Here is a 17,044-nt window from a genome sequence, read left to right as displayed (position 1 = left end):
TCCAGGGCATGGCTTTTAACCATGCACATGTCAATCAATTCGGCCCAACGATGCGCCGCTGACGAAAGGTTGACCCACGGAGTCGCTCCACCACAAGAGGACAACGAACGCGTAACATCCGTGCCACACCTCAGCCATGAACGAGCAAAGGCTCACCGCACATGACGCACGCACTACCCGGCTACGTCTGCGCCGGAGACGGCACCCGCGCCGACGCGCGGACGGCCCCCTGGTGCTGCCCGGTCTGCGGCGGCCCGTGGGACCTCGACTTCGCCCCCGACCCGGCCGCCGTGCTGGATCCCGCGGCCGGCCCGAACTCGCTCTGGCGCTACGGCTCCGCACTGCCGCTCACCGGCGCCTTCGCCGTCACGCTGGCGGAGGGGAACACCCCGCTGGTGCCGCTGGCGGAGCGGGTGCACGCCAAGCTCGACTTCCTGATGCCCACGCTGTCGTTCAAGGACCGCGGCGCGGTGATGCTCGCGGAACTGGCGCGCCGGCTGGGGCCGGAGCGGGTGGTGGCGGACAGCAGCGGGAACGCCGGGACCGCCTTCGCGGCCTACTGCGCGCGGGCCGCACTGGCATGCGAGGTCTTCGTGCCGGAGGGCACCTCGGCGAAGAAGACGGAGCAGATGCGCGCGCACGGCGCGACGGTGACGGTGGTGCCGGGCGGCCGCGAGGCGGCGGCGGTGGCGGCCCGCGAGGCGGCCGACCTGCCGGGGGTGTTCTACGCCAGCCACGTCTTCAACCCGTACTTCCTGCACGGCACCAAGACGTACGTCTACGAGATCTGGGAGGCGCTGGGCGGCCACCTGCCCGAGGTGATCGTCGTCCCGGTCGGCAACGGCACCCTGCTGCTCGGGGCCGCGCTGGCGGTGGAGGAGCTGGCGCTGCGCGGGGTCCGCCCGCCGACGCTGATCGCCGTCCAGTCGGCGGCCGTCGCCCCGCTGGCCTCCGCCTTCCACGCGGGCGCCGAGGACGCCGACGCCGTACCCCAACTCCCCACCCTGGCCGAGGGGATCGCGATCCCGGCTCCGCCGCGCGCCCGCCAGATCCTGGCGGCCGTCCGCAAGTCCGGCGGAACCTTCCTGACCGTCACCGACGACCGCGTCCGCGCGGCCCAGCTCGACCTGGCCCGGCGCGGCCTCTTCGTGGAACCCACGGCCGCCGCCTGCTGGGCCGCCGTCGGCCCCACCGCCCCCGAGGACCCCCTCCAGGGCCGCACCGCGGTCGTCCCGCTCTGCGGCGCGGGAGCCAAGACGGGACTGGCGGCGCCGCCGGCCTGACGGCGGCCCGAGGGCGGCCCGAGGGCTTCCTGGCGGTGACCGGGCAGGGCCGCCCGACCGGAGGGCCCCCGTCCGGGGCACCGCCCGATGGATGCAGAGGCCAACAACATAGGCTCCGCGTCATGCGCACCCCAACGACCCGTGTCTGGATCGCCCTCGCCCTCGTGTACGTCGTCTGGGGTTCGACCTACCTCGGCATCCGGATCGTCGTCGAGACCATGCCCCCGTTCCTCTCCGCCGGGGCCCGCTTCATCACCGCCGGCCTCCTCCTGGCCGGCATCGTCGCCTGGCAGGGCGGTCCGGCCGCCCTCAGGGCCACCCGCGGCGAGGTGCGCTCCGCCGTCGTGGTCGGGCTGCTGCTGGTCCTCGGCGGCAACGGCCTCGTCGTCCTCGCCGAGACCTCGATCCCCTCCGGGCTGGCCGCCCTCCTGGTGGCCGCCGTACCGATGTGGCTGGTCCTGCTGCGCGCCGGCTCCGGCGACCGCCCCTCCCCCCGCACCCTGGCCGGGGTGCTGCTGGGCCTCGGCGGGCTCGCCGTCCTGACCAGCCCGGGGCTCGGCGGGGAGATCGCGCTCGGCGGGGTGCTCCTGGTGCTGGCCGGCTCGGTGTGCTGGTCGCTCGGCTCCTTCTCGGCGGCGAAGCTGACCCTGCCGGCGAACCCCTTCACCGGGAGCGCGTACCAGATGCTCGCGGGCGGGGTCGGCGGGATCATCGTCGGCCTGTGCCGCGGCGAACAGCACGGGCTGGACCTCACCTCGTACTCCACCGCGTCCTGGCTGGCCCTCGGCTACCTCGTGCTGTTCGGCTCGCTCGTCGGTTTCACCGCGTACGTGTGGCTGCTGCGCGCGGCCCCGCTCTCGCTGGTGGCCACGTACGCCTACGTCAATCCGGTCGTGGCCGTCGCCCTGGGCTGGCTCATCCTCGACGAGGCCCTGACCTGGCCGATCCTGCTCGGCGGCGCGATCGTCGTGGCGGCGGTGTGCGTGATCGTGAGCACGGAGCGGCGCGGCGCGACCGAGCGGCGCGACTGAGCGGCCCTCAGGCCCTCAGGCCCTCAGGCCCTCAGAGACGCAGAGACGCGGAGACGCAAGGCCTCAGTCCGCGGCCTTCGCCGCCCGCTCGTAGAGGGCCTTCGCCCGGTCGTCGAACAGCGCCGCCGTGGAGTCCACGTCGGTGTCGCCGCCGCTCAGCACCCCGATGAGCTGCCCCGGCCGCCCCGGCCCGCCGCGGTCGGCGATCCACGGGCTGCCGCTCGTCCCCGTCCAGAACCCCGAGCAGCTGATGTAGAGCATGGCGGGGTCGTCCTCGTCGTGCCGGCTCTGCGTCGTACAGGCGACGGGCTTGTTCTCGGGGTTGTGCTCGGATTCCGGATAGCCGACGACGGTCACCTCCCGCTCGTAGCCGGAGGTCCAGACGGGCTTCGGGGCCTCCCCGCGGCCGACGACCTCCTGCAGGCTGCGCCCCTCCGCGTCCGGTTCGACGCTGAGGAAGGCGAAGTCGGCGGTGTCCTCGCCCCATTTGGTCCAGCGTTCGTCGACCTGGACGGAGCGCACCTTCCACAGCCCGAGGGGCTGCTGCCCGGAGCCCTCGCCGGAGAAGGCGGGGGCGAAGGAGAGCTCGCCGATGGCCAGCCCGTCGTGCGCGGCCTCGCCCGGCCGGCCGTCCTCGCCGGCGGGCGCCACGCAGTGCGCGGCGGTGGCGACGACATTGCCCTGCGGGCTGTCGACGACGCTGGCCGTGCACCAGTGCTCGCCGCCCGCCATGAGGACGCCGACGGTGGGGAAGGGGAGGACCGCGCGGTCCTCGTAGCCGCCGGCGTCCTCGACGAACACCAGGGCGAGCAGCGCGGCGACCCCCGCGAGGGCGGCCGAGCAGATCCCGATCCCCTTGATGCCGGGGCTCACCGCGAGGCGGCGCCGCTCGCGCCGCCGCTCGGGGCCGGCCGGGGCTTCGGGGTGGGTGCGGACATCACCTTGCTGATCCACTCCAGCGCGCCCTCCCTCATCCCGCGTACGTACGACTTCCCGTTGTGCTCACCATCCTGGATCACCTGCAGCGCGGTGTGCACGGGGCCCTTGCCGTATTCCTTCATGAACCGCTCGGCCTTTTCCCGGCCGGTTTCCTTGGTGCCGATCTGGAAGTTCACGTAGACGTCGGGGCCGCCCGCCGCGATCAGCTTCGCGGCGAGCTTCTCGGGGTTGTTCTCGTCCATGGCCTGCGTGTTCCCCTTCCACAGCGGGGAGTCGGGGACGATGTCCACGCCGCTCGCGATGGCCGCCTTGAAGCGGTCGGGGTGCTTCAGGACGTGTTTGAGGGCTCCGAAGCCGCCCGACGAGGAGCCCATGAAGGCCCATCCGTCGCGGGAGGTGAAGGTGCGGAAATTGGCCTTCGTGAAATCCGGGACGTCCTCGGCCATCCAGGTGCCCATCTTGGGCTGCCCGGGGATGTCGGAGCCGTCGAAGTGGTGCTTCGTGTCGGCGTTGATCACCGGCATGATCAGGATGAAGGGCAGGCTCTTGCCGGACTTCGCCCCGTCGCTCACGGCCTGCTGGAGGCCGAGGCCGGGGCCGGTCCCCCAGTAGTTCGTGGGGTAGCCGCGGCCGCCGGGCAGGGAGATCAGCACCGGGAAGGCGCTGTCGGCGTACGCCGGATCGTCGTACTCCTTCGGCACCCACACCCATACGTCGCCCGTGAACCCGGACTTCTTGCCCGTCAGGGTGGTCTTGCCGATCTGGGTGCCGTCCGGCAGCCGGGAGGTCCGGACGAACGCGGCCTTCGGCCCGGTCGGCATGAGCACGCCGGGCCCGGCGTCGGAGCCGGTGGAGGCCGCGGCCCGGGGCTGCCCGAAGGCGACGGGATCGCCTATGTCCGAGAAGAGGCCGTAGTGGTACGCGGCCGCCCCGCCGCCGGCCAGGAGGGTGAGCCCGAGACCCCCGCCGATCAGGATCAGGCGCAGCCGGCGCCTGGGGCGGCGGTGCCCGGTCGTGGCGGCGCCGTCCCCGGTCGCGGCGGCTCCGCCCGCTGCCGTCGCGCCGGGTTCTTCGGTCGTGGCGGTGGCGTCACCCTGCAGGTCTTGGTGCACGGATCGTTCCCGTTCCTTCTCCGGCGCCCTCCGGGAGCGCGGGTTGGACCGTTTGGTCCCCCTTACATCCATAACAGAGGTGTGAACGACCGGATGGGTTGCCTGGGACCGGTGGACGTGGCGAGGGACACGCGGGGGTGCCTCCGAGCGCGGTCAGCCCGTTTCGGGCTTCGGGCCCTTGAGCACCTTGCTGACCCACTCCAGTGAGCCTTCCTTCATGCCGCGCACGTAGTGCCAGCCGTTGTGCTCGCCGTTCTGGATGTCCCGGATGGTCATCTTGACCGGGCCCTTGGCGTACTTCTGGCGGAACTGCGTCATGCGTTCCTTGCCGCTCTCCTTGGTCCCGATCTGGAAGTTGATGTAGACCTCGGGACCGCCCGTGTCGATCAGCTTCTGGGCGAGCTTCTCGGGGTTGTTCGCGTCCATCTCCGCCTGGTGGCCCTTCCAGAACGGGGAGTCGGGGACGATCTCGCCGCCGCTGGCGATCACGGCCTTGAACTTGTCCGGGTGCTGGAGGACCTGCTTCATGCCGACGAAGGCGCCGGAGGAGGAGCCCATGAAGGCCCAGCCGTCGCGGGACTTGTACGTACGGAAGTTGGCGCGGGTGAAGTCCGGGACGTCCTCGGCGATCCAGGTGCCCATCTTGGGCTTCCCGGGGATGTCGGAGCCGTCGTAGTAGTACTTCGCGTCCGGGTTGAGCACCGGCATGATCACGATGAACGGGAGGCTGGTGCCGGCCTTGACGCCCTCGCCGATGGCCTTCTGGAGTCCGAGGCTGCGGTCGGCCCAGTAGTTGTCCGGGAAGCCGTTGCCGCCGGGGAGCGCGATGAGCACCGGGAAGCCGCTCTTGGCGTACTTCGGGTCGCTGTACTCCTTCGGCGTCCACACCCAGACGTCGCCCTCGAAGCCGGACTTGGCGCCCTTGAGGCGGGTCTTGGCGATGATCGTGCCGTCGTCGAGCTTGGCGGTCTGCTTGAACGCGGAGGCCGGGCCGGTCGCGAGCCGTACGTCCGGGTCGCCGCTCGGTGCGGGCGGGCTCGCGGAGGCCTTGCCCGGGCTGCCCTGCGCCGCCCCGGTGTCGGCGGAGGGCGGGTTCGTGCCGAAGCTCACCGCGGAGCCGTTGCCGGAGAACCAGTCCAGCTTCCAGGCGGCGAAGCCGGCGCCGCCGAGGACGAGCACGAAGGCCATGGCCGCACTGGTCCACAGGACGCGGCGGGAGCGGCGCGCGGGCTTGTGGGAAACGGGGCCGCCGGGGGGCCCGGGTATGTGCGGGGGGACGTAGGCCTCGTCGCGGTACGCCGGGTCGTCATCCGGGTGGTAGGGCCGGTAGGGCGGGTGGGACTGGTACGGCTGGTCGTCGGGCCGCGGGCGCTGCGGGTCCTGGTGCACGAACTTCGCTCCGAACGGTCATGACTGCCCCCCGGTGGGACAGAAGGGACTGGGATCCCCCTAGTCCTGATGTGTGAATCCCCCGGAAAGTTCCAAATCAACGCAAAAAACATGATCCGATTTCCGGGCATCTCATCTCGGCGCGTCGACGGGCACGGTCGCCTTGGTCCGCGGGTTCTGACCGCCGTACGGGCCGGGCGGCGGGCCCCGTCAGCCCCGCAGGTAGGCCAGGACGGCCAGGACCCGGCGGTGGGACTCCTGCGCCGGGGGCAGGTCGAGCTTCATCAGGATGTTCCCGATGTGCTTGCCCACCGCCGCCTCCGAGACGGTGAGCCGGCGGGACACCTCGGCGTTGGAATGCCCCTCGGCCACCAGGGCGAGGACCTCCCGCTCGCGGGCCGTCAGCCGCTCCAGGGGGTCGCGCCGGCGGCTGATGAGCCGGCGCACCACCTCGGGGTCGACCACGGTCCCGCCGGCCGCCACCCGCGCGACCGCGTCGAGGAACTCCTCCACCTGCCCGACGCGGTCCTTGAGCAGGTACCCGACGGCCGTCCCGTCTCCGGAGTCGAGCAACTCGGCGGCGTACGAGCGCTGCACGTACTGGGAGAGGACCAGGACGGGCAGGTCCGGGCGGGTCTCGCGCAGCCGCACGGCCGCCCGCAACCCCTCGTCGGTGTGGTCCGGGGGCATCCGCACGTCGGTGACGACGATGTCCGGCCGGTGCTCGGCGACGGCCGCCTCGAGCGCGGCGGCGTCGCCGACGGCCGCCACCGTGCGGTGGCCGAAGCGGGCGAGCAGCCCGACGAGGCCCTCGCGCAGCAGCACGGAGTCCTCGGCGAGGACCACGCGCAGGGGCTGCCGGGCGGCGCCCGCGGGGGCGGCCGGGTTCACCGGGCCTCCGGCGCCTTCGATGCCTCGGGAGCCTTCGGTGCCTTCGGTGCCTTCGGTGCCTCGGGGGCCTTCGGTGCCTCGGGGGCCTTCGGTGCCTTCGGAATGCAAGGGATCTCCACGCGCAGCAGGGTCGGACCTCCGGGAGGACTGGTCAGGGTCAGTCTGCCGTCCACGACGGACACCCGGTCGGCCAGTCCGGTCAGCCCGCTCCCCTTCGCCGCGTCCGCGCCGCCGCGGCCGTCGTCCGCCACCTCCACGGTCAGGCGGGCTCCGTCGTGCCGGCCGGTGACGGTGATCCGCTTCGCCCCGCTGTGCCGGGCCGCGTTGGCGAGGGCCTCGCTGACGAAGAAGTACCCGGCGGACTCGGCCTGTTCGGGCAGCCGGCCGGGAAGCTCGAAGTCGGTGTCGACGGGGATCGGCGAACGGTCGGCGACGTCGGCGACGGCGTCGGGCAGCCCCCGGTCGGTGAGGACCTGCGGGTGGATGCCGTGGATGAGCTCGCGCAGCGAGGTGAGGACCTGCCCGGCCTCGGCGTGCGCGGCGGCGAGCTGCCCGGCGAGCGGGCTGCCGGCCGGAGCGTCGAGCCGGGCCAGCCCCAGCGTCATGGACAGCGCGACGAGGCGCTGCTGGGCGCCGTCGTGCAGGTCCCGCTCGATGCGCCGGCGCTCGGCGTCGAAGGCGGCCGCGAGCCGGGCCCGGGAGCTGGTCAACTCGGTGACCTTGTCGGCCAGATCGGCCGGTCCGGGGCTGAGCATCAGCCGGGCCAGGGCCGCGCGGGCGCCCGCGAGCACGCCGAGCCCGTAGAGGAGGAGCGGGAGCAGCAGCAGTCCGGCGGCGGTGCACAGCAGGGCCTCCGGGTAGCCGGTGATGCCGTGGATCTTGAGGGGGTTGGCCTGTTCCCCGTCGAGGGCCAGCAGGACGGGGGTGGCGATGAGGTCGGCGGGGAGGAGGAGGGCGGCGCCGACGGCGAGCAGTTCCAGCGGCCACAGGACGGTGGCGGCGAGGAGCACGTAGGCCAGTTCCCGCCAGGTCGCCTGCTCGCGGAAGCGGGTGCGCGCCCATGCCGCGAGCCCCGTACGGTCCGGATCGCGGTGCGGGTCGGGCACGGGCACGGGGTCGACCAGCCGCAGCCGGCGGCGCTCCAGGGCCGCGTAGGGCACTCCGGCCAGGGCGAGCGCGGCGAGCAGCGGGAGGCCGACGAGGACGACGGCGAGGACCGTCCCGGAGACGGCGAGGAGGAGCATGACGAGGAAGGCGAAGGCGCCGCCGAGGCCGCCGCCGAGCAGGTAGGCGGCGGCGCGCCAGGGCCGGGCGGAGCGCAGGTACCGGCCCGGTTCCGGGCCGAGGAGGGAAGGCGGCATGGGCCCACGGTAGGCGGCGGGCGCGGGCGGCGCGTAGGGGTTGTCGTCACATTCCCGTCGTCGCCCGAAGGGCGGCCCCGCGGCGTCTGGTGCGTGCTCTCGCCGCGCCGGGTGAAAGTCCGCGTACTGGACGTACTCGGGCTTTCGCCCGGTGCGGCGAGAGCGCGTGCCAGGCGTCGCGGGGCAGACGGGAATGTGACGACAACCCCTAGGGCTGGCCATACCCCCGGGACTCGCCCCTGCCCCGCTGACCGGGGGCCGCGCGGCCGGTTGGCTGGGAACCATGCTGAAGATCGCGTTGAAGTCGCTGCGGCGGCGCTGGACGACACAGGTGGGAACCTTCGTGGCGGTGGCCCTGGGGGTCGCGCTGATGACGGTCATGGGGCTGGGGCTCGCCGCGTCGGCGGCGCTGCCGGCCGGGTCCGAGGTGGTGGGCCTCAACTCGATGCTGGGCACCGCGGGCGGGGTCAGCTCGTTCGTGGCGGCCTTCGTGGTGGCGTCGACCTTCTCCTACGCGGTGGCCGCGCGGCGGCGCGAGCTGGGGCTGCTGCGCCTGGCCGGGTCGACGCCGGGGCAGCTGCGGCGCCTCGTGCTGACGGAGGCGGTGGCCGTCGGGCTGGCCGGGTCCGCGGCCGGGATCGCCCTGGGCCTGGAGGGTGCCCCGCTGATGGCCCGCTGGACCGTGGCGCAGGGGCTGGCGCCGGCCGGGTACGCGATCGGGGACCAGAGCTGGCCGCTGCACACGGCGTTCTGGACGGGACTGCTGGTCGCGGTGGCGGGTGCGTACGCCGCTTCCCGGCGGGCGGGCCGGGTCGGGCCGCTGGAGGCGCTGCGCGAGAGCGTGACTGACGAGCGGCCCATGACCCCGGGGCGCTGGGTGGCCGGGGGCGGGCTGCTGCTGTGCGCGGTGGCCTTCGTGGGGTGGCGGCTCGGGACGGATCCGGGCTCGCTGCTCAAGCGCAAGACGTACACCTGGCAGCCGATGCTGCTGATCTCCGCGTGCGGGCTGCTGGCTCCGGTGCTCGTACGGCCCGTCGTACGGCTGCTGATGTGGCTCCCGGCCCGGCTGACCTCCTACGCGGGCCGGCTGGTGCGGGCGAACGCCGCCGCCGGGATCCGCCGGACGGCCGCGGTGGCGGCGCCGGTGCTGGTGATGGTCGCGCTGACCGGATCGCTGCTGGGCTCGGCCTGGACCCTGAAGGAGGCCAAGGCGGTGGAGGCCCGTGCCCGGACCGGCGCGGACTACGTACTGACCGGCGGGCGGCTGCCGGACACCGCGGCCGGCCATGGATTTGCCGGCGTCCCCGGGGCGCGCGCCCTCGCGGTGGCCGACACCCGGCTGACGGTGCTGGAGGAGGGGTTCGTGAAGGTGCCGACGGAGGCCTTCGCGGTCGACCCGGCGGCGCTGGCGGAGGTCTCCCGGCTGCCGGTGGTGGCGGGCTCGGTCGCCGACCTCGACGACGGCGGCATCATCGTCACGCAGGAGTGGTGGCAGCACCGGGTCGGGGACTCCGTACCGCTGTGGCTGGCGGACGGCACCGCGGCCCGGCTGCGGATCGTGGCCGTGATGAGGACGGGCACCGGCGACAACGGGGCCTACGTGACCCCGCGCAACGCGCCCGGCGCGAAGGTCTCGCGCATCGAGGTCAAGGCCCCCGCGTCCGCGGCCGCGGCGGTCGGCGAGGCGGCGGCCCGGTACGGGGCCACGGCCCACACCAAGGAGGAGTGGCTGAGGGCGACGCACCCGCGCACGAACCGCTTCACGGTGCTCGGCTACGTCCTGGTGCTGGGCCTCGCGCTGCTCTACACGGCGATCGCGCTGGCCAACACCCTGCTGATGGCCACCTCGGACCGGGGCGGCGACCTGCGCCTGCTCCGGCTGGCCGGGGCCACCCGCGGCCAGGTGCTCGCCGTGACGACGGCCGAATCCCTGCTGGCGGCCGTGGTCGGCGCCGTCCTGGGGACGGCGGTCACCGCGGTCAACCTGGCGGGCATGCGCGCCGCCCTCGCGGTCCTCGGGGTCGACTCGCCGGTGGTCGTCCCGTGGCTGCCGATGGCCGCGGTCGCCGGTGCCTGCGCCGCGCTCTCGGTGCTGTGCACCCTGCTGCCGGCGGCTCACGTCCTGCGCCGCCGGACGGGGCGTCGCGGGACGCGGCCGGGTGGAGTGCCCGGTGTCACCGCCGGGTTGGCCTCGGGCTGAAGCGCCCACCACGAAGGGCCTCCCACCGCGAAGGGCCTCCCGGCCGAAGCCGGGAGGCCCTTCGCGCATCTGCGTACGAGGTCTCACTTACCGCCGACGGACTGCAGGTCGGGGGTCTCCACCCGGGGCTCGGGCTCCTCCTCGCGCAGGAACAGCTTGCTCGGCCACCACATCCACCGGCCGACGTCCAGGGTCAGCGCCGTGACGAGGACCGAGCGGACGATCATGGTGTCCAGCAGGACGCCGAACGCCACCGCGAAGCCCAGCTCGGCCGCGAACACCAGCGGCAGCGAGGCCATCGCCGCGAAGGTGCCGGCCAGCACCAGACCGGCCGAGGTGATCACACCGCCGGTGGTGGACAGGCCCAGCAGCGCGCCGCGCCGGGTGCCCTGCTCCATCGACACCTCGCGCACCCGGGTGACCAGGAAGATGTTGTAGTCGATGCCCAGCGCGACCAGGAAGACGAACGTCAGGAGCGGGAAGGAGGCTTCCGCGCCCGCGAAGCCGAAGACGTGGTTGAACACCAGGCTGCTCACGCCGAGGGCGGCGCCGAAGGACAGCACCACCGTGCCCATGAGCAGCAGCGGCGCGACGACCGAGCGCAGCAGCAGCATGAGGATCAGCAGCACCACGACCAGGACGATCGGGATGATCACCTTGGAGTCGCGGGCGGCGGCCGTCTGCGTGTCGAGCATGATCGCCGGGCTGCCGCCGACCTGGGCATCGGCGCGCTCGATCGCGTGGACCGCGGTCCTGGCCTTCTCGACGGTGGTCATCGCGGCCGTGCTGCTGGGGTCGTCCTTCAGCTCCCCGAGCAGGATGGCGTCGCCGTCCATGACCGTCGGGGGCGAGACGGACGCGATGCCGGGGACGGCCAGCAGTGCGGTCCGCAGCTCTTCCCCCGAGACGGCGTTGCCGACGACGAAGATGGGGTCGCCGGAGCCGGCCGGGAAGTGCTCCGACCGGATCCGCTCGCCGACGGCCATCTGCGGGGTGTTGGTGAACTGGTCCTTGTTGGCGATCCCGTCGGCCTTGAGGCCGAGGACGCCCAGCGCCATGACGGCGAGCGCGAGCGCGGTACCGATCCACACGAGCCGCGGCCGGCCGGAGACGGCGGTGCCGACCCGGGACCAGATTCCGCTCTCGGCGGTGGCGGGCGCCCCGTAGGCGGGCTTGACCGGCCAGAAGATCCAGCGGCCGCAGGCCACGAGCAGGGCCGGCATCAGGGTGACCATGGCGAGCAGGCCGACGAGGACGCCGACCGCGCAGGCCGGGCCGAGGCCCTGGGTGGAGTTGAGGGTGGCCAGCATCAGCAGCATCAGGCTGACCGCGACGGTCGCGGCGCTGGCGATGATCGCGGGGCCGGAGCGGTACAGGGCCTCCGCCATCGCCTCGTGCCGGTCCTCGTGCCGCAACAGCTCTTCGCGGTAGCGGGAGATGAGCAGGAGTGCGTAGTCGGTGGCGGCGCCGAAGACCAGGACGGTCAGGATGAAGCTGGTCTGCTTGTTCACGACCAGGCCGGCGTTCTTCGCCAGTACGTAGATCACCGCCTCCGAGGTGACCAGGGCGGCGCCCACGGTCAGCAGCGGCAGGAGCGGCAGCAGCGGGCTCCGGTACGTCAGCAGCAGGATCGCGACCACCACGAGCGCGGTGATCGTCGTCAGGGCCCCGCCGCCGCTGAACGCCTTGATCGAGTCGGCCGCGTAACCGGACGGGCCCGCGACGTGGAAGCCGAGACCGTCGGCGTTCTTCTTGCCGACCTCGGTCATCGCGTCGACGACCGTGCCGATCCCCTCCCAGCCCGACTGGTCCGTCTTGACCTGGACCACCGTCTGGATGGCCTTGCCGTCATCGGACTTCACCGGGCCCTGCGCCTGCCCGACGACGTTCTCGATGCCCTTGAAGGCCTCGACGTCGGCCTTGGCCTTGGCCATGTCGGCATCGGTGACCCCGGCGGACCGGTCGTAGACCACGACGGCGGGCAGGGTGCCCGCGGGCATGAACTTCTCGGCCCGCTCCACGACGGAGGTCGACTCAGCGTTGCCGGGCAGCCAGGCCGCGCTGTCGTTCTCTTCCACGTCGCCGAGCTTCCCGGCCAGCAGGAGGGCCGGCACCAGCAGGGCCACCCACACCGCGATGACGACCCATTTGCCCAGTCTCCCGCTGGGCAGGGCCGCTATCTTCCGCATCATGTTCTTCCCCCGGTCCTCGTTGCGGAACGACACGAGGACAAAGAGTGCAGACTTGTCCCCAAGCCGTTAACTGTCAAGAGACTAGGGCACGTTGGTGAGGAAAGAAGGGGGAGGGGGCCCTGGGACCCCATCCCTCACGCGTGCTTCCGGCGGCCGGTGACACCCCGGCGTCGTCGGGGTGACATCCGGGCGCGGCGACCGGTCAGGACCCGGTGAGGTGCTCCGGGCGGACCGGCGTCCTGTTCAGCTCCAGCCCGGTCGCCGCGCGGATCGCCGCGAGGACGGCCGGGGTGGACGACAGGGTCGGGGCCTCGCCGATGCCCCGTACCCCGTACGGGGAGTGCGGGTCGCCCAGTTCGAGGTAGTCGACCGGGAGCGTCGGAGTGTCGGAGTGTCGGAGTGTCGAGGACGGTCGGGAGCAGGTAGTCCGTGAAGGAGGGGTAGGGAACTGTTGGTTCTTTGGTCCACTCTTGTGAGTGATGGTCTATTTGGGTGAGTGTCGTTACGGTCGTCTGTATGGATCTCAAGGAGTCGGCGAGGGCACGGGGTGTACGTCCCCAAGGTCCGTATCGCTGGTTCCGTGAGGGCAGTTGGCTGACAGTGTTCTGTGCCGGCTTGCACGGACAGCGCCCCGCGAAGATGCGGGCGCGCAGGGCTCTGTCCGCGGCGGTCGGCGATGGCTGATCCGGTCAAGGAGTTGCGTGCCATCGCTCCTTCGTTCGTGGCGCTCGGTCCGTCCGGTATGGCGATACGCGGCCGCCTGAAGCATCTGATTGCCGAGGACGAAGAAGTCCTGCGGCTGGTCGGCGCGCATCAGGGCTCCCTGGCCTCCCGTGACCTCAAGCAGCGGTGCGTGGACGGCCCCGACCACTCCACCGACACGTGGGCGGCCCGCAAGAGGGGGCTGACAGGGGAGTCGTCGTCGCGGATCGCCGGGGCGATCACCAAGGCCAGCCACGACCAGTGGGCGCTCGCCCGGCGTTGCCAGGCCGCGCACATCCAGAGCCTGGACGCAGGCATCCGCACACTGCGACACCGCCTCGCCCTCCCGATCGGGGAGAAGGGCACCAAGCGCGCTGCGGGCGGCTACCGCTCCACGAGCGAGTGGTTTCGCAAATCCCGCCGCCTCGCGACGTTGGAAGAGCGGCATGCGGCTGTTGTGGCCGACCAGCAGGCGGGTCGGGTCCGTGTGGTCCGAGGTGGGAAGCGGCTGGCGAACACCCGGCACAATCTGGCCGCAGCCCAGCTCACCGAGGAGCGGTGGCGTGCCCGCTGGGAAGCCGAACGCTGGTTTCTCGCCGCTGACGGCGAGTCCGGGAAACGGTTCGGGAACGAGACGATCCGCGTCACCCCCGACGGTGAAGTAAGCATCAAGCTCCCGGCCCCGCTCGCCCACCTGGCCAACGCCAAGCACGGCCGGTACGTCATGGCCTGCCGGATCGCGTTCGCCCACCGGGGCGCGGAATGGGCTGAGCGCATCGAAGCGAATCGGGCCGTGGCCTACCGCATCCACCTCGACGCCGCGCGCGGCCGCTGGTACCTGACCGCAGCCTGGCAACGCCCCGTCATCCAGACGCTCCCCCTCGCCACCGCCCGCGCGAACGGCATGATCGGTGTCGATACCAACGCCGACCACTTCGCCGCCTACCGGCTCGACCCGCACGGCAACCCGATCGGCGACCCACACCGCTTCCCCTACGACCTGTCCGGCACCGCTGATCACCGCGATGCGCAGATCCGCCATGCCATCACCAGGCTGCTGCACTGGGCGAAAAGTGTCAGCGTCAAGGCCATCGCGATCGAAGACCTCGACTTCACCGCCGAGAAGACACGGGAGAAGCACGGCCGCAGGAAACGGTTCCGGCAGCTCATCTCCGGCATCCCGACCGGCAAGCTCAAAGCCCGACTCGTGTCGATGGCTGCCGAACACGGGCTGGCCGTCGTCGCGGTCGACCCGGCCTACACCTCCCAGTGGGGAGGCCAGCACTGGCAAAAGCCGCTGGTCACCCCGCGCCGAAAGATGTCCCGTCACGATGCCGCCGGCATCGCGATCGGACGACGTGCCCTCGGACACCCGATCCGGCGACGGACGGCACCGCCCCCACACGACCAGAGCGATCGTGCGGGGCATCGGACCATCCAGGCCAGACCAGGCACCCGTGGACGTGAGGGAAACCGCCCACCCGCAACGGACCACGCCCCCAGAGACGTGCCGCCGAGCGGGAAGAGAAAGCGGAGACCCAGTGCATCCAAAACCGTTCGGGATGCGCCCAGTACGCACCGGTGGGTCCAAGACTCACTCATGCACACTGGCTAGGAACGGTTCTTCACCTTCGCGGTCTTCGGGTCCACGATGATCTCCTCCATGATCGCGACGCCCAGCCCCTGGACGGTGCCGCCCTGGATCTGGCCGACCACGGACAGCGGGTTGAGGGCCTTGCCCACGTCCTGGGCGGTGGCGAGCTCCACGACCTTGACGAGCCCGAGCTCGGTGTCCACCTCCACGACCGCGCGGTGCGCGGCGAAGGAGTACTGGACGTGGCCGTTGCCCTGACCGGTCCGCAGGTCGAAGGCTTCGGTGGGGCGGTGGCGCCATTCCGCCTCGATCTCCACGACCTCGTCCTCCAGGACGTCCGCGAGGGCGGCGAGCACCTCGCCCCCGCCGGTGATCACCTTCCCGTCCTCCAGAAGGAGCCCGGCGCCGGCCCACCCCGCGTGCCCCGCGCCGAACTTGCGCCGGCCCAGCTCCAGGACCCGCTCCCGGACCAGCCCGCAGGAGTTCTTGATGGACCCGCCGGTCATGTACGTCTGGCGGCCCGCCGAGGTCGAACCGGCCGAGCCCACCTGGGTGTCGGCGGGGTGGATGGTGACCTGCTGGACACCGAGCTCGGTACGGGCGATCTGCGCGTGGATGGTGATGCCGCCCTGGCCGACCTCCGCCATGGCCGTGTGGACCAGGGCGACGGCCTCGCCGTTGATGACCTCCAGGCGGACCTTGGCCGTGGAGTAGTCGTCGAAGCCCTCGGAGAAGCCGACGTTCTTGATGCCGACGGCGTAGCCGACGCCCCGGACGACGCCCTCGCCGTGCGTGGTGTTCGACAGGCCGCCCGGCAGCGCGCGCACGTCGGCGGCGCCGTCGGCGCTCTCCCACTGGCGCTCGGGCGGCAGCGGGCGCGCCTTGACCCGGCGCAGCAGCTCGGCGACCGGGGCCGGGCCCTCCACGACCTGGCCGGTGGGCATGATCGTGCCCTGCTCCATGGCGTTGAGCTGCCGGAACTCCACCGGGTCCATGCCCAGTTTCGCCGCGAGCCTGTCCATCTGGGCCTCGTACGCGAAGCAGGCCTGGACGGCGCCGAAGCCGCGCATCGCGCCGCACGGCGGGTTGTTCGTGTAGAGGCCGACCGCCTCGATGTCCACGTCGTCGATGACGTACGGGCCGACCGAGAGGGAGGCCGCGTTGCCGACGACCGAGGCCGTGGAGGAGGCGTAGGCCCCGCCGTCGAGCACGATCCTGCACTTCATGTGCGTGAGCTTGCCGTCGCGGGTGGCGCCGTGCTCGTAGAACAGCTTCGCCGGGTGGCGGTGCACGTGCCCGAAGAAGGACTCGAAGCGGTTGTAGACCATCTTCACCGGCTTGCCCGTGCGCAGCGCCAGGACGCTGGCGAGGATCTGCATCGAGATGTCCTCGCGGCCGCCGAAGGCGCCGCCGACGCCGGCCATCGTCATGCGGACCTTCTCCTCGGGCAGCCCGAGGACCGGGGCGATCTGCTTGAGGTCCGAGTGCAGCCACTGGGTGGCCACGTACAGGTCGACTCCCCCGTCCTCGCAGGGCACGGCGAGTCCCGACTCGGGGCCGAGGAAGGCCTGGTCCTGCATGCCGAAGGTGTACTCGCCGGTGACGATGACGTCGGCGCGCTCCCGGGCCGCCGCCGCGTCTCCGCGGAGGATGGGCTGGCGGTGCACGATGTTGGGGTGCGGGACGTGGCCGGAGTGGTGGTCGTCGCGGTTCTCGTGGACGAGTACGGCGCCGGGCGCCAGCGCCGAGGCCTCGTCGGTGACGATCGGCAGCTCCCGGTACTCGATCTTGATCTTCGCGGCGGCGCGGCGGGCGGTCTCCGGATGGTCGGCGGCCACCAGGGCCACCGGCTCGCCGTGGTGGCGGACCTTGCCGTGCGCCAGTACCGGAGTGTCCTGGAACTCCATCCCGTAGTACTTCACCGGGGTCGGCAGGTCCTCGTAGGTCATGACCGCGTACACGCCGGGCAGGGTCAGGGCCTCGGAGACGTCGATGGACACGATCTCGGCGTGCGCGAGCGTGGACCGCAGGGCCTGGCCCCACAGCATGTCCTCGTGCCACATGTCCGAGGAGTACGCGAACTCGCCGGTCACCTTCAGGGTGCCGTCCGGGCGCAGCGTCGACTCTCCGATGCCGCCCCGGGTACGGGCGCCCTGGGTGACCTCGGTGGGAATGCCGGTGGTGGTGCCAGCCATGATCAGATCGCCTCTTCCTGGAGTCCTTCGTGTTCCCGGTGTTCCCGGTGTTCCCGGTGTTCCCGGCAGGCAGCGGCCGGACGGACCGCGGTACCGGTGTCGCGACCCCCGTGCGCGACACGCTGCCCGGCGTGGGCCGGCCGCATGCGCAGAAG

General features: G+C 72.2%; 10 protein-coding genes and 2 pseudogenes. 4 read left to right on the top strand and 8 right to left on the bottom strand.

Features of this window, described 5'->3' with window-relative positions; all coding sequences use genetic code 11:
- Window positions 1–161 precede the first annotated feature (161 nt).
- Window positions 162–1,283 (top strand): pyridoxal-phosphate dependent enzyme, encoded by a 1,122-nt coding sequence (locus ACODT5_RS44070; protein ID WP_422524521.1) that lies wholly within the window; start codon window positions 162–164, stop codon window positions 1,281–1,283.
- A 122-nt stretch (window positions 1,284–1,405) separates the two neighbouring features.
- Window positions 1,406–2,314 carry an EamA family transporter gene (locus ACODT5_RS44065; protein WP_422524520.1) on the top strand — a complete coding sequence of 303 codons (909 nt, stop codon included), beginning with the start codon at window positions 1,406–1,408 and terminating at the stop codon, window positions 2,312–2,314.
- Window positions 2,315–2,377: 63 nt separating this feature from the next.
- On the opposite strand, the gene ACODT5_RS44060 is transcribed toward ACODT5_RS44065, so the two are convergent.
- The 5 genes from ACODT5_RS44060 to ACODT5_RS44040 form a co-directional block, all read right to left on the bottom strand.
- Window positions 2,378–3,268, bottom strand: a complete 891-nt coding sequence (locus tag ACODT5_RS44060) for a trypsin-like serine peptidase (RefSeq protein ID WP_422524519.1) — start codon at window positions 3,266–3,268, stop codon at window positions 2,378–2,380.
- Window positions 3,184–4,239, bottom strand: a complete 1,056-nt coding sequence (locus ACODT5_RS44055) for an alpha/beta hydrolase (RefSeq protein ID WP_422525229.1) — start codon at window positions 4,237–4,239, stop codon at window positions 3,184–3,186. Before ACODT5_RS44055 ends, ACODT5_RS44060 begins: the two co-directional genes overlap by 85 nt.
- Before the next feature lie 279 nt (window positions 4,240–4,518).
- The gene (locus ACODT5_RS44050) at window positions 4,519–5,754 is read right to left on the bottom strand and encodes an alpha/beta hydrolase (RefSeq protein WP_422524518.1); all 1,236 of its coding nucleotides are present in this window, start codon (window positions 5,752–5,754) and stop codon (window positions 4,519–4,521) included.
- Window positions 5,755–5,964: 210 nt separating this feature from the next.
- On the bottom strand, window positions 5,965–6,645 hold the full coding sequence (locus ACODT5_RS44045) for a response regulator (protein WP_422524517.1): 681 nt from the start codon (window positions 6,643–6,645) through the stop codon (window positions 5,965–5,967).
- Window positions 6,642–8,006 carry a sensor histidine kinase gene (locus tag ACODT5_RS44040; protein ID WP_422524516.1) on the bottom strand — a complete coding sequence of 455 codons (1,365 nt, stop codon included), beginning with the start codon at window positions 8,004–8,006 and terminating at the stop codon, window positions 6,642–6,644. Before ACODT5_RS44040 ends, ACODT5_RS44045 begins: the two co-directional genes overlap by 4 nt.
- A 283-nt stretch (window positions 8,007–8,289) precedes the next feature.
- On the opposite strand from ACODT5_RS44040, the gene ACODT5_RS44035 reads away from it, so the two are divergent.
- Entirely contained in the window at window positions 8,290–10,206 is a 1,917-nt protein-coding gene (locus tag ACODT5_RS44035; RefSeq protein WP_422524515.1) for an FtsX-like permease family protein, read from the top strand.
- Window positions 10,207–10,289: 83 nt separating this feature from the next.
- Here ACODT5_RS44035 and ACODT5_RS44030 read toward each other — a convergent pair whose 3' ends face one another.
- Together ACODT5_RS44030 and ACODT5_RS44025 are read right to left on the bottom strand one after the other, a co-directional pair.
- Window positions 10,290–12,431, bottom strand: coding sequence for an MMPL family transporter (locus ACODT5_RS44030; RefSeq protein ID WP_479685671.1), 2,142 nt, complete (start codon window positions 12,429–12,431; stop codon window positions 10,290–10,292).
- A gap of 169 nt (window positions 12,432–12,600) precedes the next feature.
- Window positions 12,601–12,847: pseudogene (locus ACODT5_RS44025) on the bottom strand (hypothetical protein); the annotation flags it as partial.
- A gap of 227 nt (window positions 12,848–13,074) precedes the next feature.
- Here ACODT5_RS44025 and ACODT5_RS44020 point away from each other — a divergent pair.
- A complete protein-coding gene (locus ACODT5_RS44020) occupies window positions 13,075–14,715 on the top strand; it encodes an IS200/IS605 family accessory protein TnpB-related protein (protein WP_422524514.1) in 1,641 nt (546 codons plus the stop codon).
- Here the strand turns inward: ACODT5_RS44020 and ACODT5_RS44015 are convergent.
- A pseudogene (locus ACODT5_RS44015) lies at window positions 14,715–16,889 on the bottom strand (xanthine dehydrogenase family protein molybdopterin-binding subunit); the annotation flags it as partial. The gene ACODT5_RS44020 and the pseudogene ACODT5_RS44015 overlap by 1 nt on opposite strands.
- Window positions 16,890–17,044 lie beyond the last annotated feature (155 nt).

It is taken from the genome of Streptomyces tatrensis (assembly GCF_049310065.1).
GTDB lineage: Bacteria > Actinomycetota > Actinomycetes > Streptomycetales > Streptomycetaceae > Streptomyces.
Note: the sequence above shows the minus strand (reverse complement) of the source record. Positions and strands in the feature narration are given on the sequence as shown.

Bases quoted from the DNA above. Each gene is read 5' to 3' on its own strand.
- ACODT5_RS44070 (WP_422524521.1), top strand. From the start codon at position 162: ATGACGCACGCACTACCCGGCTACGTCTGCGCCGGAGACGGCACCCGC.
- ACODT5_RS44035 (WP_422524515.1), top strand. From the start codon at position 8,290: ATGCTGAAGATCGCGTTGAAGTCGCTGCGGCGGCGCTGGACGACACAG.
- ACODT5_RS44040 (WP_422524516.1), bottom strand. From the start codon at position 8,006: ATGCCGCCTTCCCTCCTCGGCCCGGAACCGGGCCGGTACCTGCGCTCC.
- ACODT5_RS44065 (WP_422524520.1), top strand. From the start codon at position 1,406: ATGCGCACCCCAACGACCCGTGTCTGGATCGCCCTCGCCCTCGTGTAC.
- ACODT5_RS44020 (WP_422524514.1), top strand. From the start codon at position 13,075: ATGGCTGATCCGGTCAAGGAGTTGCGTGCCATCGCTCCTTCGTTCGTG.